Genomic DNA, 23787 nt, shown 5'->3' with positions numbered 1-23787 from the left:
GAAAAGTGCTATCCGCCTAAGCAATCTGCTATCCGTACAGAAAATCTGGTATCCGCGCCAGCAGTCTGTTAGCCGCCTCAGGAAGTCTGCTATCTGTTCGAGCAAACTGCCATCCGTTCGAGAAAATTGTCATCCACTGGAGCCAATTGCTATTTGCTCCAGCCGTCTGCTATCGGGCCCAGGAACTCTGCTATCCGCCCCAAGGAAATTGCTATTCGTTCGAGCAGAATACCTTCCAACCCAAGAAAACTGCTATCTGCTGGAACAGATTGCTATTCGCTCCAGCAGTCTACTATCCGCCACAGGAAGTCTGCTTGCTGCTCGCGCAAGCCGCTATCCGCACCAGCGGATGGCTATCCGGCGAAGCAAATGGCTATCCGCTAGAGCAAATGGCCATCCGCTCCCGCAAACTGCTACCCACTCCAGGAATCTGTTGTCCACTCCAGCACAACTGCTATCCGTAGCAAAAGTGCTCTATCTGGGGGCATTCGACAATTAGGGAAGCTGGAGAGTTCCTTTCCACGAAGTACTACGGCTGATCTCGCGTTCCCCACTTTGCAAAAGGGGAGACAGGGGGGATTTGCTTGGCAGGATCTATTTCTGGGTGGAGTGAGGGGGCAGTCTCTTAAACGGGGACGGACTACGAAGGCAGACAAAAAAAGCCGGCTTCCTAAATCAGGAAGCCGGCCTGAGCTGTTAGCGGTTTAGAGGAAGAGGATGCTGACCGGTTCAGACCACTGACCGAAGCTCTGGCCATAGAGTACCCGCACCCTGTAGTAGACCCGCTTACCGGACTCTCCTTCGATTTCCTCGCGACAATGGCTGGTGTGCATGATAGTGGTCCAGTTTTCTTCTGCGGAGGGATCCTCCGTCATCTGCACCTGATATGCATGAGCCCCTTGTATCGAGTTCCATTTCAAGGCGATTTTTCTGGGTGCCGGTTGGCCGTTAACGATGATATGCCGGGCTGAAAGGTTGAGTGCGACAAGGAGAACGTCATTTGCAGAAATAGACTTCTTGGGTGCCCGGGGCGGTACGATGTCGTAGCCGCTGCCCAGCATCTTGCTCAAATCCCCTTTTGCTCTCATAAGCATCATGTTGCCGTAATCTTCGAATTTCTCCTCTGAGGCCTTGCGGGCTTCATCCCGCAGCGCCATCGTCACAACATTCTTGGTGTTTGCAGCATGTTGCAGGTCACGGAAGTAGTAGAATGCCTCCGTCACCTCTCCCTTGCTGGGGAAAGGCGGGTGCGATTCCTCTTGTGCCAGGGTGTGCGTCTCGATGCTCATCAGGATTAACTCGCCTTTCGCCAAAAACTCGAGGTGGCTCAACCCGCCGAGCCCCATCAGTTTAGGTGTCATACCATCCTCCAAGATGTGTAATATTTAATGATTGTGGAGTATAGCATTCCCAAAAAGGTTGGCAAGTGGTGCGGTAAATTTTTTTTGGAGGGGCGGCTGAACAACCGCCGATGATGGTGCGCAGAGCAGGAAATTAGATGGTGAAGTAATCCCGAACTCTAAAAAGCTGAATGAGGGATTGTCAGGTTAATCATCGGGGTACTATCCGTTATTTTTAATTTACATGTTGTAAATGTTGACATATATTCGCGACTGGATGAAGCCCGAGATCCCAGAAAGCGGGTGATGCCCAGAGAGCGAGCTCTCTTCTGATCGAATGGACGTCCGCAAGTCCTCCCCGAAAAAAAGAGCCAGAAGGAGCCCTGCCGGACCAGGGAAGCATATAATATTAAATGCTTTTTGCTTCTGCATAATAACTTGTTGGCATGAAAGGAGTTTCGAGTGCGAAATAGACTGAAAAATTTGATAAAAGCATACGCAAGCTCCCACTCGCTCGATACAAGGTTCATCTGGGAATTCCCAACTCACGACCTTCCATCTTCGATCACCTGCACATTGCCCAACAGTAATGCTTTCAGAAAAAACATCGCTCTTAAAGGCTGCCTAAAAACTCACCTGAAAAAACCTGAGTACTGCATTGAGTACTGGATTATTCAAAAGTGGGGTGGCATCCAAGGTTTCAAGAAAAACGACAAAAACGACCAGAGGATTGCAGAGCTTTACAAAAGGTTGGAAAAAGGTGTGCTAACAAAGGATCTGTTTGGCTGTATATCCTCACTATCTAAAATAGCATCATTTTTAAACCCGAAACACTATGCAATTTATGACTCAAGAGCAATATTCAGTCTAAATTGGTTACTTTTGAAGGCCGGTGCGAGAAACAATTTTTTCCCAGTTCCAGCTGGACGTAATAATGAAATTGCTAAATATGACATAGAGACCATTCTCAGACTGAAATGTGGTGACAGGCGAGATCTACTTCTTGACCACAAAACTGCATACTTTGAATACTGTGAATTGTTGAAAGAAATTTCAGCTGAAGTATGGGATGACGTAGATAGGCAAACCATGCCATTTTACCTGGAAATGCTCCTGTTTATCTTGGGCCCACAAGAAATAGTAGCTGACATTAAAAGCTGTGCAAATTTTGAAATACTACAAGGACCTTGAGGATACGATGCTGGGGAACCACGAAAACCACCGACTGAACTTCCATGACGATATGCAACTTCGCGATGATTACCGGCTGCATGGCCGAAGGAGTTTCCTGAGTTCGGTCTGATGCTGGTATAAGCCGATGAAGGTTTCCTGAGCTGGCATAAGTTTGTGACCGCGACGAATCCAGCCGGGATAGTGAAAAGCTGTGGAAAATCGAGTAAAACAATGACGACCCGATTTGGCGGTAGGCGTCTGCCGATTAAGCTGGCTAAGCATGTGGAAGTACGTGAAGGACGGTGAGAGCCTGGTAAGCGGATAGATGTCGGATCAGAGGCTGAGACCAGCCAAGACCAGTCGGGGAGAAAGGCCGCCAACCAGCAGCCAAGAGCGGACGTGGCCCTGTCGGTATCGTAATTGTTTCGCGGTAAGGTGGCCTAATTGGGGCTCTTTGATATACGACCTCAACTACTTCGTTGCGCTGTTCATCTCAGGCTCGATGCTGGCGCTTTGGGGAGGCGCGCCACTTTTGTCGATTCTGTTCATGTTTGCCGGCGCCGGCACGCATGGAATTACTCTGACTAATGTTTCGGCCATTTCGACGGACTCCTGGTGCTTCTCATTACGTGGAGGAAAAATGGAGCGCTTCTGCCGTCAGCTATTAAAAAGGGTGCCGAAACCCGATACAGGGTTGGTACTGTGATCGCGACACTGGTTCCAAAGTAAATCTGTGGCAAGAAAAGGAGAACCACTGGTTCTCTTCGCGGGCGGTTGCACGACCGGATATGTAATGCATATGGGAGTAGACCATGTCGTAACTAGGTCAAACGTATGAGGCGGTGGTATTCAGATAGCTCCACTTCCTTAGAAGAAGAAGGAGGACTCTTGTTCGGGACTCGGTACGGAATATTCTGGTTTTTATTCTTTGTGCTCCTCTTCAGCCATGCCGAGAGCACCGCAGCCACCGTCTACGAGGCTCGCGCCGAGATGGCTAACTACGCTCGCGAGAGTTATGTAGCCAATCAATCGACTCAACCCTCATTTGTCCCGCTGCCCATCGCGACCGCGGCCGAAAAAGAGGCCGCTTTTTCAAATTTGCGAGAACGGCTCGATAAGCCCCTGTTGCTGTGGGAGGCTGCCTTGCTCGACCACCGGCACATACGACTGCTGAAAAACGAGATCTATGCCCGCCACGGCATGAAATTCAAGTCTGCGGATCTCGACTCCTGGTTCCGGAGCTTTTCCTGGTATCGGGAAGACCCTGGGTATTCCGAAACACGCCTTAGCAAGGCGGAAAAAGAGAACGCCTTCCTGCTCAACAGGCTGGAATTCGTAAAGTCGAGCAAGACGCGCTCTCTTCTGACGATGCTCCCGAATCCCGGGGTGGCGCTAAAAGAAATCGACGGGAAAAAGGGACCTGTCTCCGTTGCCAAGGGAAGGCTTACCTTCCTGAACTCGGGTAAAAGCCTGAAGTTGTCCCACAAGGCGACGAAGGACAAGGACAACGTGAAGCTCTTCACCGACTTCGAGCGTGCAGGGATATTTGACGAACTCCCCTTGGTTTTCGTGCAGGCCTGGCGCACCGAACACCAGGTGTCAGGTGTGACGGAGGCCGTCGGAATGAAGGTGTTTGATTTCGATGGCAAGGAGCTGAAGAACTTCACCTCGGTGGCTGGCAACCTTTTCTACAACAAGGAAATTGGTGCAGTGATTTCCTATTTGCAGGGGGGCTGTTGTGGTGTCTCCGAGGGAGTCACCGCGATCCTGGACCAGGAGGGAACCATAAATTTCAGCTCAAATTTCGGGCGTGAAGGCGAGGAGAATGGCTACCTGGACTACATCAAGCCGTACTGGGGTGACCACATCTTTGCCTGGATCAGGAACGAGCTTGAATTGTCGAACGGTTCGGTTACCCACTTGTGGGACCGGATCGCGGTCATCGGGAAGGGCGGAAAACCGATAATAGATTTCCGGTTGCCATCGCATACCTTGGATGAAGCCCTCGGTTGGAGCCTGGAACCCCGCCAACTCGTTCAGTTCACCCCGGAGGTGATCTACGCCATGTTGTCCAATGGCAGCGCCTCGGGCGAGGGACTCGAGGTGCTCATTTACCTGGGCAAACCGCTGCCCCAAAAGAAGTGACCGAAAAGGGGGAAAAACATTGCGCCCTGAAGAGTGGCACCCCAAGAGAATGGGTGGAGGCTGGGGGACGCACTTAAGATTAAGTTTCTCTCTCTGATGGGGGGAGATGCCAAGGCAGGCTCGGATCGATTTCCCAGGATCTTTGCATCACATCATTTGCCGCAGTATTGAACGCAGAGAAGTTTTTGCTGATGACCATGATCGAGACAACTTCCTATCCCCACTGGTACCGGGTACCTACCTGGCTTGCCAAGGCGTCGGAATACTTTACAGTCCTGCAATTGCTCGTACAACTTCCCAAAAGGTCTGTATCAGGTTAGAAAGCCTCAATATTTTCCTGAATCAGAAGAAGCCCGCCATCCCGGAGATGTCGGGCTTTCTTACATTTACCTTCACCGCCTTTGCGTATATCGTTGCAAGAACAGCACGTTATCAAGCGGCACAGCTATTGCTGCGGTATTGCCAAATATACTCACTACCGTCATGCCGGTAAAAACCCGGTGTCTGATTCCGCATCATGTGGGCATGATCCATCATCATGTCGTGCACGGAGCCACTGCTCGTTTCGTACTCAGCACCGATGCAGTAGGAGGTGCCACACCTGCCTTAAGCCCACTCGTTGTCGCTTCCCCGCATAACCGGATTGCCCGAATTGCGGGTGGGCGCTTTCGATCCTTGGAAAAGAACAAAGGAGGATGAGATGAGGCCTAAAAATGGGATCCGCTATCTAGTGTATGCAGCCATGGCGCTATCAATGTGCCTCTCTGGCTGTAGCAGCGACAGCAACGGCACCTCTGGTGGAATCGCACTCGGTGGTGGCGGCGGCACGGTTGCCATGAACGGAGTTTCCATGGTTGTTCCTGCCGGCGCCATCGACCCCGATTTGAACGGTTCTCCCACCATCACGACAGATCAAGCCCTTCCCGCAACTCCTCCTGCTGGTGCAACCGTCGCCAGCAAAACGGTAACTATCTCCGGCGTGACCTACAATTTCTACGAGCCGGTACAGGTCACCATCCCGTACGACCCGACGGCTCTTGGCAGCGATGACGTCCCGGCAGTATTCTTCTACGACGAAGGGTCGCAGACCTACAGCCTGGTAGGGGTCAAGAATGTGGATCCGGTCGCCAAAACGATCATTTTTTCCACGACGCACGGCGGGAAGTATGTTGCCATGGGGATCCGCGGTCTTTCTGCCGAGTTGGGGATCACGGGCAACGTTGCTAAGCCGACGAGCACGGCGAAAAGCGCGGCGGCGTCGGTGGCGGCGGCGGATTCCAATTTCGTCCCCAACCAGGACGGCTTCTTCCACCCGAACTTCGGTGCCTACGACGCCCCCGGCGGCAGCTGTCTCGGCATGGCCAACTTCTCGGTCTGGTACTTCAACAACGCCAAGGCAGGCAACAACAATACCGGCCTGTACACCATGTACAAAGAGGGGGACCAGAGCAGTTGGCAGGACGATGTGACGGCGCGCGAACTGATATCCCGAGCATTCATGGCCTCGAGCCAGTCTTGGGCCAAAACCTGGCTCCAGCAGGACTACAAACTCGATGCTCAAACCACCGGTTATCTCATGATCCTCGGGCTGAGACTGTCCGGCCCCATGACGTTCCTGATGGCGGACCAATGGCCGGCCATGAAGAGCGGTCACGCGGGCGTCGTCTATAAGTACCAGGCAGGCAAGTTCTACATCTATGACGACAACTTCCCCGGAGAGGCGACGTCCATCGATTGGGGCGTGGACCAGGCCACCGGCAGGTACAAATTCAGCAACTACACCAAGAACGCCGCTTACAACCCCCAGTTCACGCAGTTCGCCTTCGAGGCTTTCGCGACATTTGCGGAGTCGAGCCAGTACAAGCAACTGTTTGACGGCGCCCAGACCGGATGGGCCGCCGGCAATTCGAAATTCAATACCATTGCCATCACTTCTGCTGCCGACGGTTCCAACGCCGCGCTCAACATAGCTGCCGACGGGACGGTTGAACTGACGCAGGAAGGTCCCGTTACCATCAAGGGCACCGCGACCGGCGGCATCAAGACCGCCAAGTACATCATCTATCGCCTAAACGGAGGCCAACGCAACCGGGTGGAGATCACCGGCAACAGCTTCACCCTCAAGCTGCCGACCGTCACCCTCGGCACCAATTCACTCACGATGGTGGCTTCCGATGACCGGTTCGACGAGTGGCATGCCTACGGCGGCTTCAAGGAAGTTGCCATCAAGATCAAAGGGCAGTTGTTCTTCCAAAATGCCGGGTTCGAGACCGGTGATTTCTCCTCCTGGAATTCCGAGCGTCACCTGTGGCCGGACCAGTCCCCCGAATCGGTGATTCCTTCCGACAAAAGTGCTATAGTGAGCGCGGGCATGGACCCGTACGCTACGACCATAAACCAGGTCTACGTCGGGCACTACGCGGCCCGGGTCAACAACGCGGACAACATGTACCACATCAGTTCCGTGTCCCAGACGGCCACCGTTCCCAACGCAAGCAATCCGCAGGTCAAGTTCTATTGGTCCGCAGTACTGGAAGACCCGAACCACCCGGCCAGCGAGCAGCCCTATGTCGACGTCATCGTTACGGACGACACCGGCGCGACCCTCTACAGCAAACATTTTTACTCCAATGACCCGACCTACCCGGGGTGGATGTCGTTCCAGGGCGGGAGCTGGAAGGCGATCCCGTGGCAGACCATTACCCTCGGCTTCACCAAGGCGGATGCGGGTAAGCGAATCACCGTGAAAGTGTCGGCAGCGGACTGCGACCAGGGCGGCCACGGCGGCTATGTCTATCTCGACGGCGATGAATAACCGCGTATAAAAGGAGGATGGGCCATGGCAGGTAGCCTTGCGCACCCGCCATGGCCCACTCGCATGCACTACGTCAAGTCGGTTCTCACCATCTGCTTCCTCGTTACGGCGTGCGCGCCATCTGCCTGTAACGGCACCCGGTTACCCATGACAACACAACCCACCCAGAGAAATGGGGCCGAAGTCCCCCATATTTCCCCCAGTGACTGGAAAGAGATCCTCCAAAGCGACCGGTCCGCGCACCGCAGACTCAAGGTTCGCATAAAGCTTACCGACGTCAGCGCGTTTGGGGGCTTCTACGCCAAGGGGCACCTCGTCGGATCCCCGAGTTCGAAGGTGCACCTGATCTGGCAACCTGATGCCACTCCCAAGGGACCGGGGCGGGACAAACTGGTCGAGGGGAGGATCGTCACCGTAACAGGAGAGTTCCAGGGGGTTACGGCGGAAGGCGAGGCCATCCTCAATGTGAGTGAGCTGAAAGATTGAGGAGACGCGTGGTGCCGGCGGAGATCGCCCTTCAGATATTCTCCGGCAATTGCCCTGTGCAGATCAACGGCCTCGCAGCTGACGCCTAGGCTGCCATGGGTGGTGCCGTCAGGAACTGCAACACCACTATCGGGCATTCCACGTTGTAGTGCAGCCCATCGTCTGCGAAGTCGGCTATGATCTCGTCCGGCAGGGTGTTCCCGTTCCAGCTGTGACGCATCATATTATGAATAATGCAAACATGCGGACCGCGATCGCTGCAATGGTTTTCTCGGAACGGACCGGCAAAGCTGCCTGTACCTGAGGGGAAGGTCGTGGAAACTGGTATTTCAGGGTGTTCTGGCACGGACGCAGATCTGCCGCAGTGATACGCTGCTGCGGGGGCGGGAAGGATGTTCTGTAGGAGTAAGTGGAGAGAAGGTTGTCCTCATACTGCCTTCTCGGCACTTAAAGAGTTGACACCGGTATTTTCCTGTGATATTGCGGATCTAACATAACAGCTGGTACACGATAATACTCAACCATCCGCGAGGGTGGGGCGGAAAGCCTATAGGGTCTCCCTGAGACAGCCGGGTTGCCGAAATATCATCACGCTCATGATATCGGCCCCGGTTTTTTTGCGTTCGGGGCATGCACAGTGAACTTTCGGAGGCCCCATGCTGAGCGACAATCCCGCCTCTCCCGCTATTCTGCTGATCGAAAACGACGAGGATGCCGCCGCCTCGATCCGCCAGGCCTTCGAGGCCGCCCCCGACGCTTACCGGTTTCTTTCGCTCAACAACCTCTCCGACGCGTATGCGTACCTGGAACTCAATTCCCCCGACCTGATCCTCGCCGACTACCTTTTAGCCGACGGCGACAACAACGCCCTGGTCGCCAAGGCCTTCGGCATCTGTCCGGTGATCCTTTTGGCAGCGCAGCCAAACGCACGCACTGCGGTGACCGTCATCAAGGCCGGGGCGCAGGACTATCTCGCCAAGTCCCCAGATACCTTCGCCTCGTTGCCGCAACTCGGCCGCCTGGCGCTCAAGGAGTGGCTGATCCTCCAGGAACGGAGGAAGATCCAGGAAAAGGTGAGCCAGGGGAAGCGCGAGTGGGAAAATACCTTCGACGCCGTCTCCGATCTCATCCTAATCGTCGACACCAACCACACCATCTCGCGTGCCAACCGGGCCATGGCCGAGCGCTTCGGCCTGAGCCCCGCCGACCTGCCGGGACGCAAGTGCTACGAAGTCTTCCACCAGCGCTCCACCCCCCCCCACTTCTGCCCCTTCCGCAGGCTGATGGCCTCGGGCGGGGAACAGCGCCAGGAGATCGAGGAGAAGACCCTGGACGGCTTCTTCGAGCTCACGGCGTCCCCGCTCTACGACCTCCAGGGGGAGCTCGTGGCCTGCGTGCACGTGGCGCGGGAGATCACCGAGCGAAAGCGCACCGAGGAGGAGCGCCTGGCGCTCGAGCAGCAGTTGCAGCAGGCCCAGAAACTGGAGAGCCTGGGGGTGCTGGCCGGCGGGATCGCCCACGACTTCAACAACATCCTGATGATCATCCTCGGCCACTGCTTCCTCGCCAAGGATGACGGGGACGGCGACCAGCGCGCCCACCTGCAGCAGATCGAACTCGCCGCCAGCCGGGCCGCCGACCTCTGCCGGCAGATGCTCGCCTACGCCGGCAAGAGCCCCCTGGTGCAGACCCGGGTCGACCTGAGACGGCTGGTGCAGGAGATGGTCGACATGCTGCGCTCGGCCATGAAGAAAAACGTCTCCTTCGAGTTCGAGGAGGTAAGCGCGCTGCCGGAGATCACCGGCGACCGGGCCAAGATCCAGCAGATCATCATGAACCTCATCGTGAACGCCGCGGAGGCCATCGGCGAGCACGCCGGGACGGTGACGGTCGAGCTCTCCTCGGCTGAGCTGTTCCCGGGGCAGGAGGCGGATTTTCTCGGCAACCCGATCCCCGCGGGCCCCTATGTCTGCCTCAAGGTGGCCGATACCGGCTGCGGCATGGACGACGAGACCCGCAAGCGCATCTTCGAGCCGTTCTTCAGCACCAAGTTCGCCGGGCGCGGACTCGGGATGTCGGCCATCATCGGGATCGTGAAGTCGCACAAGGGTGCGCTGCAGCTGAGGAGTGCCCCCGGCTCCGGTACGGTCTTCAAGGTCTACTTCCCGCTGAGCGCGGCTGCCGGTCCGGAAATGGCGGCGCCGCGGCCGGCGCTGGCCGCAGGGGAGCGGCAGCCGAGCGGGCAGGGGACCGTGCTCCTGGTGGACGACGAGGCCGCGCTGCGGGAGATCGGGGCGAGGCTTCTGGAGGGGATGGGGTTTACGGTGCTGCAGGCGGTCAACGGCCGGGAGGCGGTCCGCCTCTACGCAGAGCGCAGATCGGGGATCGACCTGGTGCTCATGGATCTCACCATGCCGGACCTGGACGGCATCAAGGCGTACCGGGAGATGCGCAAGCTCTCAAAGAGCGTGCCGATCGTGATCTGCAGCGGGTACGACAACAACGAGATTTCTGCGACGATAAGCCAGGACCCGCTTGCGGGATTCGTCTCCAAGCCCTACCGGCCGGAGCAGGTGCGGCAGCTGTTGATGAGGCTTTTGAAAAAAGAACTCTGATTCCCGCGACGCGCTCTGTGGGCAGGGACCATCAGGGCATCACTCCTCGGAAAACCCGGTAGAACCTTAAGCAAGGCTACGGGGGCAGCAAATATCATGGAGATCGGGACGATGGCAGACGAGCAGCAGACCGAGGCAGGCACCCCTAAAAAGAGGCTGGGGGAGATTTTTGTCGAGAAGGGAATACTGTCTGCGCTGACGGTGGAACGGCTGGTGGTGCTCGCCAAAAAGAAGGGGAAACGCTTCGGGACCGTGCTCGAGGAGCTGGGGCTCGTCACCCCCAACGAGTTCGCCGAAGCCCTGGCGCAGCAGCATAACCTCAAGTTCCTGAACGACTTCCACCTGTACCGGTACCCTGACGAGCTGCTCAGGATGGTACCGTTCAAGACGGCCATGGAGCACTACCTGTTTCCGCTGAAGATGCAGGACGGCAAGCTCGCCGTCGCCATCAGCGATCCCCAGACCCTGGATCTGGCCAAGTCGCTTGCCGAGAAGCAGGGGCTGGTCATCATGCCGTACATCGCCGCGCGCAGCGAAATCATGCTGGCTATCAGGGCCCACTACCTCAAGTCGGCTTCCGCAGCGCCACGGGACAAAAAATGCGTGCTCGTGGTGGAAGACGACCAGGCGGTGCGGGAATTCATCGGGTCTTCGTTGAAACGGAAAGGGTACCACGTGGTCAGTGCCTGTGACGGAATGGAGGCGTTCCGCGAAATCGTCTCGGTACGGCCCGACTTGGTGATTACGGATAAGGAGATGCCGAAACTGAACGGGTACGCGGTGTTGGAGTCGGTGCGCAGTTTTCCGGAGACGGCCAAGATACCGGTGATACTCATTACCTCCACCGCCACCGTTGACGAGGAGGCCGCCGCACTGCGGCGCGGCTTTTTCGATTTCATCCCCAAACCGTTGCGGGAGGCCACTCTTGCCGTGAAAGTCGAACGTGCGCTCAGCATGTCCGAAGAGTACTGAAGAGGGAGTTTGGGGCTGCTTGCAGCAGGGCGGTGAGAGCCGGGTGCCGACTCCGCCCGAAGGGGGAGGCAAGGGATGTTGCCAGGGCAGGGGAGGCCCTTACAATTTCAATTTGACAATTTAATGAACTAGCACGATCATGCCTTTGAACCCGGCAAGGCGCGCCTGCTTCCTTGGGCCATCGCCTTTTCCGGTGGCCTCGACACCGTTTGACCGGTTGGCGCGCTTCATCCCGGGGATTAAAGAGTGATGGTGAGGTGTTTTCTTTGACGTCAAAAGCTGAAATGGAGCCCACCGGCGGACCTGCGCCGGCCTTCGACTGGAGGCTGCGGGTGGCTCTGAGCGCTTCCAAAATGGGACTTTGGGACTGGGACCTGCAGACCGGCGCGGTCACCTGGTCTCCGGAGACCTTCGCGATAGTCGGCCTCGAAGATTTCGACGGCGGTTTCGATAGCTTCGCAAAACTGGTCCATCCTGAGGACCTCCCCCGGGTCATGGAGCAGGTCGACCGGGCCCTGAGGGAAAAAAACGAATATACCGACGAGTTCCGCATCACCCGTCCGGACGGCCAGGAACGCTGGCTCTGCAACGTGGGACGCCCCACGCTGGATGAGGGCGGGGTACCGGTGCGGCTTTCGGGCACGGTGCAGGACGTGACCGAGCGCAAGCAGAGCGAGCAGGTGCTCAAAGGCTACGCGCAGCGCCTGATCGCGCTCGAAGAGGAGTTGCGCAAAGAGGTGTCGATCGAGCTGCACGACGATATCGGACAGCAACTTTCGGCTCTGGGTTTCAACTTGGGCTACCTCAGGAAAAACCTGCCGGCCGGGGTCGACAAGAACCTCGTGGCGACGCTTGACGACTCGCGCCGGTTGGCCAAGGAGATAAACGGTGCCGTCCGGAATCTGATGGTCGAGCTGCACCCGCTGCCACTGGAAGAGTTCGGGCTGGCAGGGGCGATTACCGACTTTGCGAAGCAGTTCTCGAAAAGAACGGGCCTCGCCCTCAGCTTGCGGCTGAGTCCGGTTCTGCCGAGGCTTCCTGCGCAGGCGGAACTTGCCCTGTTCCGGATCACCCAGGAAGCGCTCAACAACGTTCTCAAGCACGCCGCAGCCACCGAGGTCCGGATCTCCCTGGACATCAAGGGGGCGTTGTTGCACCTCTCGATAAGGGACGACGGGCAGGGGTTCCAGCCCAAGGGGGAGCACCAGCAACGAGCTGGCACGGGGTGGGGGCTCACCATCATGAGGCAACGCGCGGCATTGGTGGGCGGTAGTTTGCGGATCGAGACCGAGCCTGGGGCCGGGACCACGATCTGCGTCGAGATGGGAGTCGCGGGGCGCTGAGGGGCGCCACCTTCTTTCGGGGATCAGACCGTGGAAAGAACCATTTGACATGACGACAGACGCTCACGATTTTACCTATCGCCCCATCGGGATCCTGCGCTCGCCCTACGCCCGCCGCATCGATGCGCCGCACCAACCGACGGTCGTGGAAGGTACCGAGACCGGCGAGCAGGCCCTGGCGACCCTGGAGCTGGCGGGGTGGCTCGACGAGAAGGTGCTGCAGGATCTGGCGGGTTTCCAGAGGCTTTGGCTCATCTTCGCCTTTCACCTAAGCGAAGGGTGGAAGAGCACCGTGAAGCCGCCGCGGGGTGGGCCGAAGCGCGGCGTCTTGGCCACCCGCTCCCCGCACCGCCCGAACTCTATCGGGCTCTCCGCCGTGGAGCTGGTGCAGGTCGAGGGGAGAACGCTCAAGCTGCGCGGCGTGGACCTTTTGGACGGCACGCCGGTGCTGGACATAAAGCCGTACGTCCCCTACGCGGACGCCTTCCCGGATTCACGGGCGGGATGGATAGATGAGATGGACGCGAAGCTTGGGCGGTACTCGGCGCCGGGACCCAGGAGGCCGCGGTAGCTGAAGGTGCATCCAGTACTGCTTTACTAGCCCGTGGAGAGGGATGCCTTTCCACGGGCTCTTTTTGTAAGGCAACCAGCACAGAAAGGACGGAAGGGACGGAAAGGACGGAAGGGACGGAAAGGACGGAAGGGGGCGTGGGAAGCTGAAGAGGCTTCACGTGGCTGGTCTAGTCTGGTGAACTGCGGCGCGCTTGTAAGCGCGCGCGGGTCATGCGCTCACGCAGACCGCCCTCTGTGAGAAATGTTGTCTCAAGTTGGGCCAGTTGCCGGTCCAGGAGGTAGTTGGTCACTCGAATGAGGCCGATGATGACATTGGCCGAGATGGTTGGATCCGGGTGCTCAATCCCTTTGCGGAAAGTGTCGTAACCGGCACTAGGGATGCGGTTCAGCTTCCGGAGACGCATGGCGCAGGGGTGGTCCTTGGACCATTCGGTGAGGTCGTGAGTGCGCAGGAAGTCGCGGTAGTCTTCCAGGAGTTCTTCCAGGCTCGCCCTTGCGACGTTGGTGAGCTTGATCTCGGTTTCTTTGGAGGTCCCCGATGCCATGCTTCCCTCGACAATGTTCTGCTTGCCTGAGCGTGCAGCCTGCACCATCTGGTCATGGGTGCGGCTGCGCCGGTCGATGAAACGGTTACAAAAATACACCGTGGCGTCGTAGACGATTTGGGCCTTCTGGTAGGAGAGCAGCTGCTGGTAACCACCATGCTTGGGGATAAAACCGGTGGACATGTCAGCCTCCGGTGTTGCGGGTTAGTTTTTTAGGGGCTTAAAGGACTTGAACGACACCAAGGACACCAAGGACACCAAGGTAACGCAGGGCACCGGGTAATTTTATCGCAGTTTGGTTGACTTGATGTCCTTGTTTGTCCCTGGTGTCCTTTTTGTCATTTAAGCAGCTCAGCCACAAAAAACAAAGCCCGCTGGTCCGAAGACCAGCGGGCTTTTGTGCGTGCAAAAAGGTGGCTGGGGCTGCCTAGGTCATGTTCCAGAGGAACATTTCCCACATGTCTTTCCAGCTCTTGCCGATCTCGGCGACGACGGAGGGCTCGAATCCGCAGTGCATCATGCACTGGGCGCAACGCGGGTCCTTGCCCACGCCGTACTTGTCCCACTCGGTCTTCTCCATCATCTCCTTGAAGGTCGGGTAGTGGGCGTCGGTGATCAGGTAGCAGGGGGCCTTCCAACCGCGGGTGTTGCGGGTCGGGTTGCCCCACGGGGTGCACTCGAGCTGCTTCTCCCCCTTCAGGAACCTCAGGTACATCGGGGTCGAGTAGAAGCAGAAACGCTTGCTCATCTCGTAGACCTGCTCGAACTTCTTCTGGATCTCGCGACGCTCGAGGAAGAGCTTCTCGCCGACTGCCTCGTAGCCGAAGCCCGGCGCCACCAGGAAGCCGTCCACACCGAGATCGCGCAGGTGCGAGAAGAGCATCTCGATCTCGACCAGGTCGGTCTCCTTGAAGATGGTGGTGTTGGTGCAGATCCGGAAGCCCAGACGCTTCGCCTTCTTGATCGCCTCGATGGCGATCTTGAAGGTACCCTTGCGCTCGAGGATCCGGTCGTGGGTCTCTTCCATCCCGTCCATGTGGATGTTGAGGATGAAGTTGGGATGCGGCTTCATGTTGTCGAGCGCCTTCTCAAGCAAGAGGGCGTTGGTGCACAGGTAGATGTGCTTGCCGCGCTCCAGGACCGCATCGATCAGCGGGTAGATGTGCGGGTAGAGAAACGGCTCGCCACCGGTGATGGTGACGACCGGTGCCGGGCACTCGTCGACGGAGTCGAGGCACTGTTGCAGGGTCAGCATGTCCTGAATAGTATCGGCATATTCCCTGATCCTGCCGCACCCCGAACAGGCGAGGTTGCACAGGTGAGTAGGCTCCAGCATCAGCACCAGCGGGTACTTCTCCACTTTCTGGAGCTTGTTGGAAACGATGTACTTGGTCAAATCGTAGTTGAGTCGCATGGGAAAACGCATGTTGAGATCCATCCCCTTGAGTTACTGCAGAAATTTGCTCGGCATTGTGACACAGAAAAACGGGACAAGTCAAAGGGTACGTCCCCTCCCTTTGTCTGTCCCGTGAGTTTGCTACCTGGGTGCTACGGTTATTTCACCCGCGAAAGCTGCGGCTTGGCTACCTTGCCGGCGCTTAAAAACGCCTCGCAGGTGGCCGCGATTCCCGCGCCGTCGAGACCGAGGTCGGCGCGCAGCTGCGCCTGGCTCCCCTGCTCGATGAAGGCATCGGGGATGCCGATCCTTTTAAGGCGCACCGCGGTGTGCCCCTCGTCGGAGAGGAGCTCGAGTACCGCTGACCCGAAACCGCCCATGAGGGCGTTCTCCTCGACGGTGACCAGAACACCGGTCTTTGCCGCCTGGGACAGGATCAGCTCGCGGTCCAGGGGCTTCGCGAAACGGGCGTTCACCACCGACGCCGAGATGCCGCGCTCGCGAAGCAGGTCGGCGGCCTCGAGTGCCGGATAGACGGTGGAACCGATGGCCACGATGGAGAGGTCGCTCCCCTCTTCCAGAAGCTCGCCTTTGCCGATCTCGAGAGCTTTCAGTTCCTGGTCCAGCGTGACGCCGTAGCCGGCGCCGCGCGGATAGCGCAGCGCAATGGGGCGATCGTGGTAGACCGCGGTCTTCACCATGTGCTGCAGCTCGTTCTCGTCCTTGGGCGCCATCACGGTGAGTTCCGGGAGATGGCGCAAAAAGGAGATGTCAAAGGCGCCGTGGTGCGTCGGGCCGTCGTCGCCCACCAGGCCGGCCCGGTCGAGCGCCAGGACAACAGGCAGCTTCTGCAGGCAGATGTCGTGGAACACCTGGTCGTAGGCGCGCTGGGTGAACGTGGAGTAGATGGCGGCCACGGGGCGGAACCCCTCGGCGGCAAGGCCGGCTGCGAAGGTGAGCCCATGCTGCTCGGCGATCCCCACATCGAAAAAACGCTCCGGGAAACGCTTGGCAAACGGGGTGAGACCGGTGCCATCGGGCATCGCCGCGGTGATCGCCACGACCTTGGGATCCTCGGCCCCCAGTTTCACCAGGGTGTCGCCGAAGACGGCGGTGTAGGAGGGGGGCGCGGGTTTGGACGCAGCTCCCGCGGGCTTCACCGGAGCGATGCCGTGGAACTTGTCCGGGGTCAGCTCGGCCGGCTCGTACCCTTTCCCTTTCTTGGTCATCACGTGCAGCAGGATCGGCCCCTCCATCTTCTTCACGTTCTCCAGAACGCTCAGCAAGTTGGGGATGTCGTGCCCCGGAATGGGACCGACGTACTCGAAGCCCAGGGCCTCGAAAAGGGTGCCCGGGGTGAGAAACCCCTTGAGGGAGTTCTCCGCCTTCTTCGCAAAGCTCAGGATGTTGCTGCCGATGGCCGGGATGCTGGAGAGAACCCCTTCCATCTCCTTTTTGAGGCTGCGGTAGTAGCCTCCGGTCATCTTGCGGGAGATGAAGGAGGAGAGGGCGCCGACGTTCTTCGAGATGGACATCTCGTTGTCGTTAAGAACGACGATCAGGTTCTTTCTTAGGTGTCCCGCCTGGTTCAGCGCCTCGAAGGCCATGCCGCCGGTGAGCGAGCCGTCGCCGATCACCGCGATGGTGCGCGCGGAGTCCTTGGCGAGGCTGTGGGCCACCGCCATGCCGAGGCCGGCCGAGATGGAGGTGGAGGAGTGGCCGGCGCCGAAGGCGTCGTGCGGGCTCTCCGAGCGTTTCGGGAAGCCGCTGATCCCCTTGTAGCAGCGCTGGGTGTGGAACTTGTCGCGCCGCCCGGTGAGGATCTTGTGGGTGTAGGCCTGGTGGCCGACGTCCCAGATGATCTTGTCCTTGGGAGATTCGAAGCAGTAGTGCAGCGCGATGGTGAGCTCGACGCACCCAAGGTTGGAGGCTAAGTGCCCTCCGGTCTTGGTGACGGTCTCCAGCAAAAAGGCACGGACCTCGTCGGCCAGTGTGGAGAGCTCTTCTTCGGACAGCTTCTTCAGGTCGCCTGGACTGTTGATTTTGCCGAGTTGTTTGTACATGGATCTCCTTTCGAGAACCCCGCAACCCCGAGAAGCGGTTCTATGTTCTACGTTCTAGGTGCTACGTAAAAGCGGAAGCCGCCCCTGGGGTTGTTACCGCCCGGCATGAGCTCAACACCATTGTAGAGTGCAGCCGGGACGTACTACCGAAACTAACTGTAGGTTGAAAACCGAAGACGGTAGATGCTTCGGTTGGGTAGTCGAAAAAAAGAAACGGTTCTATGTTCTAGGTTCTATGTTCTAGGTTAAAACCGACTATCTCGTATCGGCGTTGGCGGTGCTGCCGGCGCCCTCACCCCGACCCTCTCCCAGAGGGCGAGGGGGAAAACCTTCTATAGGCTCCGTATGCGGTGGTTCGAGGTTCTCAACGTAGAACTTAGAACTTAGAACAGCCGTTCGCCTTCATCACTTCGCGTAGTCGTGGCTGCGGAACCACTCTACCGCGCGCTCCAAGGACTCCTTCACGGGGCGCTGGGGAAGACCCAGTTCGCGCACGGCCTTCGCCGAATCGAAGAACATGAACTTCGCCGCCATCTGCACGCCGGCAAGCGGTATGAGCGGCTCCTTCCCGGTCAGGGCCGAAATCCCCTGGTTCAGATAGGCGGCCCAGAGGATGGGGCGGTAGGGGAGCCTCACCCTGGGAGCCTTGAGACCGGTCACCTCGGAGAGGAGCCGGAAGATCTCGGCAAGGGTCAGGTTCTGGTTCCCCAGGATGTACTTCTCGCCGATCTTCCCTTGCTGCGCCGCCAGGATGTGGCCGCGGGCGCAGTCCTCGACGTCGAGGATGTTGAGGCCGCTGTCGAGATACGCGGGCATCTTCCGGTTCAAAAAGTCGACGATGATCTTGCCGGTCGGCGTCGGCTTGATGTCCCGGGGGCCTACCGGCGTGGAGGGGTTCACGATCACCAGGGGAAGCCCCTTGGGGAGGAACTCCTCGGCCGCGCGCTCGGCCAGGAACTTGCTCTTCTTGTAGTCCCCCACCATGTCGGCAAAGCTGACCGGGGTCTTTTCGTCCCCCGGCCGGCCGTCCCCAGGGTTCCCCAGGGTGCCGACGCTGCTGGTGTAGACTACCTTTTCCACCCCGGCATCGAGTGCGGCGCCGAGGATGTTGCGGGTCCCGCCTACGTTTGCCTCGTACATGGAGGCGGGGTTCCTGGTCCAGAGCCGGTAATCGGCGGCGGCGTGGAACAGGGTCTGGCAGCCGGCGAGCCCGCCGATCAACGCCCCGCGGTCGCTCAAATCCCCTTCCCAAACCTCGACGTCGAGACCTTCCAGGTTGCGGCGGTCCGAACCCGGCCGGGCCAGGACGCGCACCTCGCAGCCGTCCTTCAAAAGTTCGCGGGCGATGCTCGCACCTAAGAAACCGGTGGCGCCGGTGACAAATGCCTTCATGCCTTTTCCCGCGTCAGTTCATGCCGCCGGTCTGCGCCCGGTAGGTCCCCAGGGCCATGAGCGGGAAGCAGTTGCGGTAGATGTGGTACTTGATCATGAAGTACTTCGGGAAACCGGTGCCGGTGTACTGGGTCTCGTCCCAGGTGCCGTCGGCTTTCTGGGTGCTGATCAGGTACTGGATGCCGCGCGCCACGGTGGAGGAGTTGGCCTCGCCGGCAGCCATCAGGGCCAACAGGGCCCAGCCGGTCTGCGACGGGGTGCTCTCGCCCATACCCATGAGGGTGCGGTCGTGGTAGGACTCGCAGGTCTCGCCCCAGCCGCCGTCGATGTTCTGGCGCGACTTGATCCAGTTGACCGCCTTCTTGATGTAGGGCTGCTCCAGGTCCTCGCCGATGGCGGAGAGACCGCACAGGACGCTCCAGGTGCCGTAGAGGTAGTTGACCCCCCAGCGCCCCCACCAGGGACCCTCGGGCTCCTGGTTCTCCTTGAGGAACTCGATGGCGCGGGTGGCCGCCGGGTATTCCAGCGCGTAGCCGAAGGTCCCCATGAGCTCGAGCATGCGGCCGGTGAGGTCGGCCGTGGGCGGATCGATGTTCGCCTCGAGGTCGGCAAAGGGGATCTTGTTCAACAGGTACTTGGTGTTGTCCTTGTCGAAGGCGCCCCAACCGCCGTTTTTGCTCTGCATCCCGAGGCACCAGTCGATGCCGCGCTTGATGGCGCCGTTCATCGACTTTCTGTCTTTCACCTGGATACCCTTGAGCGCGATCATCACGAAGCCGGAGTCGTCGACGTCGGGGTACCAGTCGTTCAGGAATTCGAAGGCCCAGCCGCCGGGCTCGAGGTTCGGAGCCTTGATCTTCCAGTCGCCGGGCTTGCGCACTTCCTTGTCCAGAAGCCACTGGGCGCCCTTGACGAGGGCCGGGTGGTCGGAAGGGACGCCGGAGTCGACCAGCGCCTTCAGGGCCAGCGCGGTGTCCCAGACCGGCGAGATGCAGGACTGCAGGACCAGCTCGTCCTCGGTTTCGATGCAGAAGTTGGCGAGCGCCTCCATCCCCTTCACGATGACCGGGTGGTCGTTCGCGTAGCCGCGCACGTGGAGCGCCAGGATGGCGTTCAGCATGGCGGGCTGGATGCCGCCCCAGTCGCCGGTGTGCTCCTGGTGCTCCAGGACCCACTGCTCGGCCGCTGCCAGCGCCTTGTTCTTGAACGGGCGGATCGGGCTCGACTCGTACACCTTGAGCATGTGGTCCACGCCGATGAAGAAGTTCTTCCAGGTGAGGATGCCGTCTTCCTTGGAGAAGGTGTAGTCGATGGGGCGCGGCGGGCGTAAGTAGAGTTCCTGGATCCTGGCCGCCGGCGGGAGCTTCTTCACCGGGCGCTTCTCCATGACGATGGAGAGCGGGATGATGGTGGCGCGGGCCCAGCTGGAGAACTCGTACATGTTCAGGTAGGCCCAGTTGGGGAGCAGGGTGAGCTCCACCGGCATGGACGGCACGCCGAACCAGGCGAACTCGCCGAAGAGCGCCAGGAATATCTTGGTGAAGACGCGGGTCTTGATGATGCCGCCCTGCTCGAGGATGAAGGTGCGCGCCCTCTCCATGGCCGGGTGCTCGGCCGGGTAGCCGGCAAGTTTCAGGGCGAAGTAGGCCTCAACCGTGGTGGAGATGTCCCCGGGGCCGCCGTAGTAGATGGTCCAGGAACCGTCCTCGGTCTGCTTGGAGAGGAGGTAGTTTGCCATCTTGCGCTGCTTTTCGTGATCGACCATTCCCAGGAAGTGGAACAGCATCACGTACTCGGCAGTAATAGTGACGTTCGATTCTAGCTCAGCCCACCAGTACCCCTTGGGGAGCTGCTCTCTGAAGAAGAAATCGCGGCTCGCCTCAATGGCAACGTCGAGCGGGCTTTTGGATTTACCCTGCTTGCTCTTCCAGATGGACGCCGGCAGATGATGCACCTTGCCGCCCTGCTGCTGGCTGGCCGGCTGCTCCGTTTCGGTAGTGTTACCGTTAAATGAAGTCAGTGCGTGTGATATGGGGTGCTTATAGAGGGAGGTCACCACAAACTCCTTTGATCATTGCAGATTAGCTCAGTGTAACGATTTTGCTGTTTGTTACAAGCTGTGAGACATACCATAATTTGACAGAAAGGTACACCCCTTTTTGTGGATATTTCCGAATTTTGCTAATTAAAATCGAGGTTTGCTGCAGTTTCTTGATTTCTCGGGACGCGGTGTGATAGGTTCGGCTCACCAATAAATGAAAGTGACCATGAGACCTTCTATGACTACGACTCCGCAAAAGCGCGGCCTTTTGTTTTCGCTCGCCTCACGCCACCCCTGGCTCGTCCTCGCTGTTGCCCTTGTTCTTTCGGGGCTTTCCCTCTGGTTCACCGCCGAGCGCATGGAGTTTCTCACCGGGCGCGACGACCTGATGCCCAAGAACACCCAGTTCAACCGCGACTTCAAGACCTGGCGCGCCGAGTTCGGCGACATGGAAGATATCGTGGTGGTCATCGAGAGTAAGGACGCCGAGCGCGCCGGCGCCTTCGGGAGCCGGCTCTACCAGGAGCTCGCCAAAGACAAGAAGGTCTTCGCCGACGTCTTCTACCCGTTTGCGCTCCCGTTTTTCCAGAAAAACGGTCTCATGTTCATGTCGCTCGACGAACTGAAGGAGCTGCACCGCAACTTAAGCCTCGCGGCGCCGGTGTTGCAGGAACTCTCCGCCGCGCCCAAGGTCTCCACCCTGTTCACCCACCTCACCAAGCGGATGGACAACTACGTGGCCGGAAAAGGGGACGAACTCCCCGGGCTGGTCTTCATGCTGGACAAGCTGGGGGCTGGCTTCACCACCTTCGGCGCCGGGAAGGGATCTCCCCCGTCGCTGGAAACGGTCTTCATGAACTCCGAATCTTCCTTCGCCAAGGCCGGCCAGCAGCAGATCCTCACCGTTTTGCCGGTGAGAAACAGCACCGGCTTCGTGCCGGCGGTCGCCGCAATCGCCAAGGTGCGTGCCGAGGTTGCGAAGCTGAAGGCGCTTCCCGAGTTCAAGGGTGTGAAGGCGGGGCTCACCGGCTCGCCGGTCCTGGAAAACGAGGAGATGGCAACCAGCCAGAAGGACATCTCGTTCGCCACGATCGTCTCGCTGGCGCTCACCGTGGTCCTCCTGCTTCTGGCGTTTAGAGGGGTGCTGAACGTGATCGCGGCGATGGTGTCGCTTTTGGTCGCCATCTCGCTCTCCTTCGGGTTTGCGACCCTGGCCGTCGGGCACCTGAACATACTTTCCATGGTCTTCGCCATCATGCTGATCGGTATCGGCATCGAGTACGGGATCCAGGTGGTGCTGCGCTACCAGGAAGAACTGCGCCAGGGAGTACCGGAGCTCGAAGCGATCGGTACCGGGGTAAACCGCAACGTCTGGGCCATCGTCATGGCGGCGGCCACCGTGGCTGCGGCGTTTCTCACCTTCGTCTTCACCGACTTCCGCGGCATCGCCGAATTGGGGATCATCGCAGCGGGAGGGGTCGCCATCTGCGTCGCGATCACCTTCACCGTGCTCCCCGCCATGCTGGTGCTCCTCTCCCGCTTCAGGAAACCGAAACAGGTAAAGCCCGTGCGGCCGGCGGCCGACGGCAGGCGCTTCAACCTCATCTTCGGGCACCCGAAGGCGGTCATCGCGCTTACCGCGCTTTTGTGCGCGGGCTCGCTCTACCCGCTCACCCACATCGCCTTCGACTACAACCTGATGAACCTGCAGGCCAAGGGGCTCGAGTCGGTCACCTACGCCTACAAGCTCATGCGCAGCAAGGAGAACGCCGGCTACTTCGCGGCGGTCACCGCCAACACCCGCGAGGAGGTGGCGGCGAAGACCAAGGCGCTGGAGGCGCTCCCCGCGGTGGACCACGTGGTGAGCATCGACAGCTTCGTCCCCGACCACCAAAAGGAGAAGCTCGCGGAACTCGCGGCGATCCGGCAGGAGCTCTCGGGGATCAATCCCGGCAAGTACGAGGAGGAGCTCTCGCTCATGGAGCTCCCCACCGTGTTCGAGAACTTCCGCACCTCGACGGTGAAGTTCAAGGAGAAGCTCGTGGCGGAAAAACGCCCCGAGGCGAAGCCGGTGGGGAACTTCCTCGCCATCCTGGACACGTTCTTCGCGGGGCTTGAGAAGGAGAAGGATAGAAACGCGGTGGGGATGCTCTCCGACTTCCAGGGGGGGATGTTCCGCGACCTCCCGGACAAGATCGGGCTCTTGAAGGAGAGCCTGAACGCCACCCCGATCACCGACGCCGATATCCCGCCCGAGCTTAGGGCGCGCTTCGTCGGGAAGACCGGGAAGTTCATGCTGCAGGTGGCGCCCAAGGGGGAGATCTTCGACCTGAAGCCGCTGAAAAACTACCTGGACCAGGTGCGCAGCGTCGACCCGCACGCAAGCGGCGAGCCGGTCATGGTCTACGAGTCGATGACCATCATGCGCGACGCCTACCGGATGGCCTTCATCTACGCCTTTGCGGCCATCGTCGGGATCCTCCTGGTCACCTTCCGCAGTCTGAAGTTCACCCTGATCGGGCTGGTGCCGCTCGTGGTGGGGGTGCTCTTCATGGTCTCCGGGATGTACCTCTTCGGGGTCAGCTTCAACTCGGCGAACATCATCGTGATGCCGCTTGTGCTGGGGATCGCGGTCGACTCGGGGATCTACATCATCAACCGTTTCCGCCGCGAGGAGGGGAGTGCCGCCTCGGTCGTTATGAGCAGTACCGGCGTCGGGGTTTTGTTGAACACCCTCACCATCATGGCGAGTTTCGGCGCGCTCATGGTGGCGCACCACCAGGGGGTCTTCAGCATCGGCGCCGTGATGTCCCTGGGGATGGTGGCCTGCCAGATCGCCTTCATGGTGACGCTGCCGGCGGTCCTCACCCTGGCCGGAAAGAAGTAGC

17 protein-coding genes and 1 riboswitch are annotated in these 23787 nt (G+C 59.1%); of the genes, 10 read left to right on the top strand and 7 right to left on the bottom strand.

The genetic code is table 11. From position 1 onward, the window contains the following. Window positions 1-704: 704 nt before the first annotated feature. Entirely contained in the window at window positions 705-1361 is a 657-nt protein-coding gene (locus GMST_RS18020) for a hypothetical protein (RefSeq protein ID WP_183356094.1), read from the bottom strand. Between the two features lie 441 nt (window positions 1362-1802). On the opposite strand from GMST_RS18020, the gene GMST_RS18015 reads away from it, so the two are divergent. The 5 genes from GMST_RS18015 (at window position 1803) to GMST_RS17995 (ending at window position 7959) form a co-directional block, all read left to right on the top strand. Then, window positions 1803-2531, top strand: coding sequence for a hypothetical protein (locus GMST_RS18015; protein WP_183356093.1), 729 nt, complete (start codon window positions 1803-1805; stop codon window positions 2529-2531). Between the two features lie 436 nt (window positions 2532-2967). Further along, window positions 2968-3219 carry a hypothetical protein gene (locus tag GMST_RS18010; RefSeq protein ID WP_183356092.1) on the top strand — a complete coding sequence of 84 codons (252 nt, stop codon included), beginning with the start codon at window positions 2968-2970 and terminating at the stop codon, window positions 3217-3219. 182 nt (window positions 3220-3401) lie between these two features. Continuing rightward, a complete protein-coding gene (locus GMST_RS18005; protein WP_198424574.1) occupies window positions 3402-4658 on the top strand; it encodes a YARHG domain-containing protein in 1257 nt (418 codons plus the stop codon). Window positions 4659-5358: 700 nt separating this feature from the next. Next, the gene (locus GMST_RS18000; protein WP_183356091.1) at window positions 5359-7473 is read left to right on the top strand and encodes a hypothetical protein; all 2115 of its coding nucleotides are present in this window, start codon (window positions 5359-5361) and stop codon (window positions 7471-7473) included. A 24-nt stretch (window positions 7474-7497) separates the two neighbouring features. Next, complete coding sequence (locus GMST_RS17995; protein WP_183356090.1) at window positions 7498-7959, top strand: hypothetical protein; 462 nt, start codon at window positions 7498-7500, stop codon at window positions 7957-7959. Between the two features lie 85 nt (window positions 7960-8044). Here GMST_RS17995 and GMST_RS17990 read toward each other — a convergent pair whose 3' ends face one another. After that, window positions 8045-8182, bottom strand: coding sequence for a hypothetical protein (locus tag GMST_RS17990; protein WP_183356089.1), 138 nt, complete (start codon window positions 8180-8182; stop codon window positions 8045-8047). Window positions 8183-8464: 282 nt separating this feature from the next. Then, a riboswitch (cyclic di-GMP riboswitch) is annotated at window positions 8465-8541 on the top strand. Window positions 8542-8615: 74 nt separating this feature from the next. Here GMST_RS17990 and GMST_RS17985 point away from each other — a divergent pair. The 4 genes from GMST_RS17985 to tsaA all read left to right on the top strand — a co-directional run bounded on the left by GMST_RS17985 (window position 8616) and on the right by tsaA (window position 13460). Further along, entirely contained in the window at window positions 8616-10574 is a 1959-nt protein-coding gene (locus tag GMST_RS17985) for an ATP-binding response regulator (protein ID WP_183356088.1), read from the top strand. A gap of 111 nt (window positions 10575-10685) precedes the next feature. Then, window positions 10686-11546 carry a response regulator gene (locus GMST_RS17980; protein WP_183356087.1) on the top strand — a complete coding sequence of 287 codons (861 nt, stop codon included), beginning with the start codon at window positions 10686-10688 and terminating at the stop codon, window positions 11544-11546. Window positions 11547-11812: 266 nt separating this feature from the next. Beyond that, on the top strand, window positions 11813-12889 hold the full coding sequence (locus tag GMST_RS17975; RefSeq protein WP_183356086.1) for a sensor histidine kinase: 1077 nt from the start codon (window positions 11813-11815) through the stop codon (window positions 12887-12889). A 49-nt stretch (window positions 12890-12938) separates the two neighbouring features. Beyond that, window positions 12939-13460 (top strand): tRNA (N6-threonylcarbamoyladenosine(37)-N6)-methyltransferase TrmO, encoded by a 522-nt coding sequence (gene tsaA, locus GMST_RS17970; RefSeq protein WP_183356085.1) that lies wholly within the window; start codon window positions 12939-12941, stop codon window positions 13458-13460. A gap of 169 nt (window positions 13461-13629) precedes the next feature. On the opposite strand, the gene GMST_RS17965 is transcribed toward tsaA, so the two are convergent. The 5 genes from GMST_RS17965 to shc all read right to left on the bottom strand — a co-directional run bounded on the left by GMST_RS17965 (window position 13630) and on the right by shc (window position 20914). Beyond that, on the bottom strand, window positions 13630-14190 hold the full coding sequence (locus GMST_RS17965; RefSeq protein ID WP_183356084.1) for a four helix bundle suffix domain-containing protein: 561 nt from the start codon (window positions 14188-14190) through the stop codon (window positions 13630-13632). A 244-nt stretch (window positions 14191-14434) separates the two neighbouring features. Continuing rightward, window positions 14435-15433 carry an adenosyl-hopene transferase HpnH gene (gene hpnH, locus GMST_RS17960; RefSeq protein WP_183356083.1) on the bottom strand — a complete coding sequence of 333 codons (999 nt, stop codon included), beginning with the start codon at window positions 15431-15433 and terminating at the stop codon, window positions 14435-14437. Between the two features lie 128 nt (window positions 15434-15561). Further along, window positions 15562-17466 carry a 1-deoxy-D-xylulose-5-phosphate synthase gene (gene dxs / locus GMST_RS17955; RefSeq protein WP_183356082.1) on the bottom strand — a complete coding sequence of 635 codons (1905 nt, stop codon included), beginning with the start codon at window positions 17464-17466 and terminating at the stop codon, window positions 15562-15564. Between the two features lie 405 nt (window positions 17467-17871). Next, entirely contained in the window at window positions 17872-18858 is a 987-nt protein-coding gene (gene hpnA, locus GMST_RS17950) for a hopanoid-associated sugar epimerase (protein ID WP_183356081.1), read from the bottom strand. A gap of 13 nt (window positions 18859-18871) precedes the next feature. Next, a complete protein-coding gene (gene shc / locus GMST_RS17945) occupies window positions 18872-20914 on the bottom strand; it encodes a squalene--hopene cyclase (protein WP_183356080.1) in 2043 nt (680 codons plus the stop codon). A 223-nt stretch (window positions 20915-21137) separates the two neighbouring features. Between shc and GMST_RS17940 the strand changes: the two genes are divergently transcribed. Continuing rightward, entirely contained in the window at window positions 21138-23786 is a 2649-nt protein-coding gene (locus GMST_RS17940; RefSeq protein ID WP_183356079.1) for an MMPL family transporter, read from the top strand. Window position 23787: the final 1 nt, after the last annotated feature.

The sequence above is a fragment of the Geomonas silvestris genome, from assembly GCF_014193515.1.
In the GTDB taxonomy this organism is placed as follows: domain Bacteria; phylum Desulfobacterota; class Desulfuromonadia; order Geobacterales; family Geobacteraceae; genus Geomonas; species Geomonas silvestris.
The sequence above is the reverse complement of the archived record's forward strand: the minus strand, read 5'-3'. Positions and strand labels throughout refer to the sequence as shown.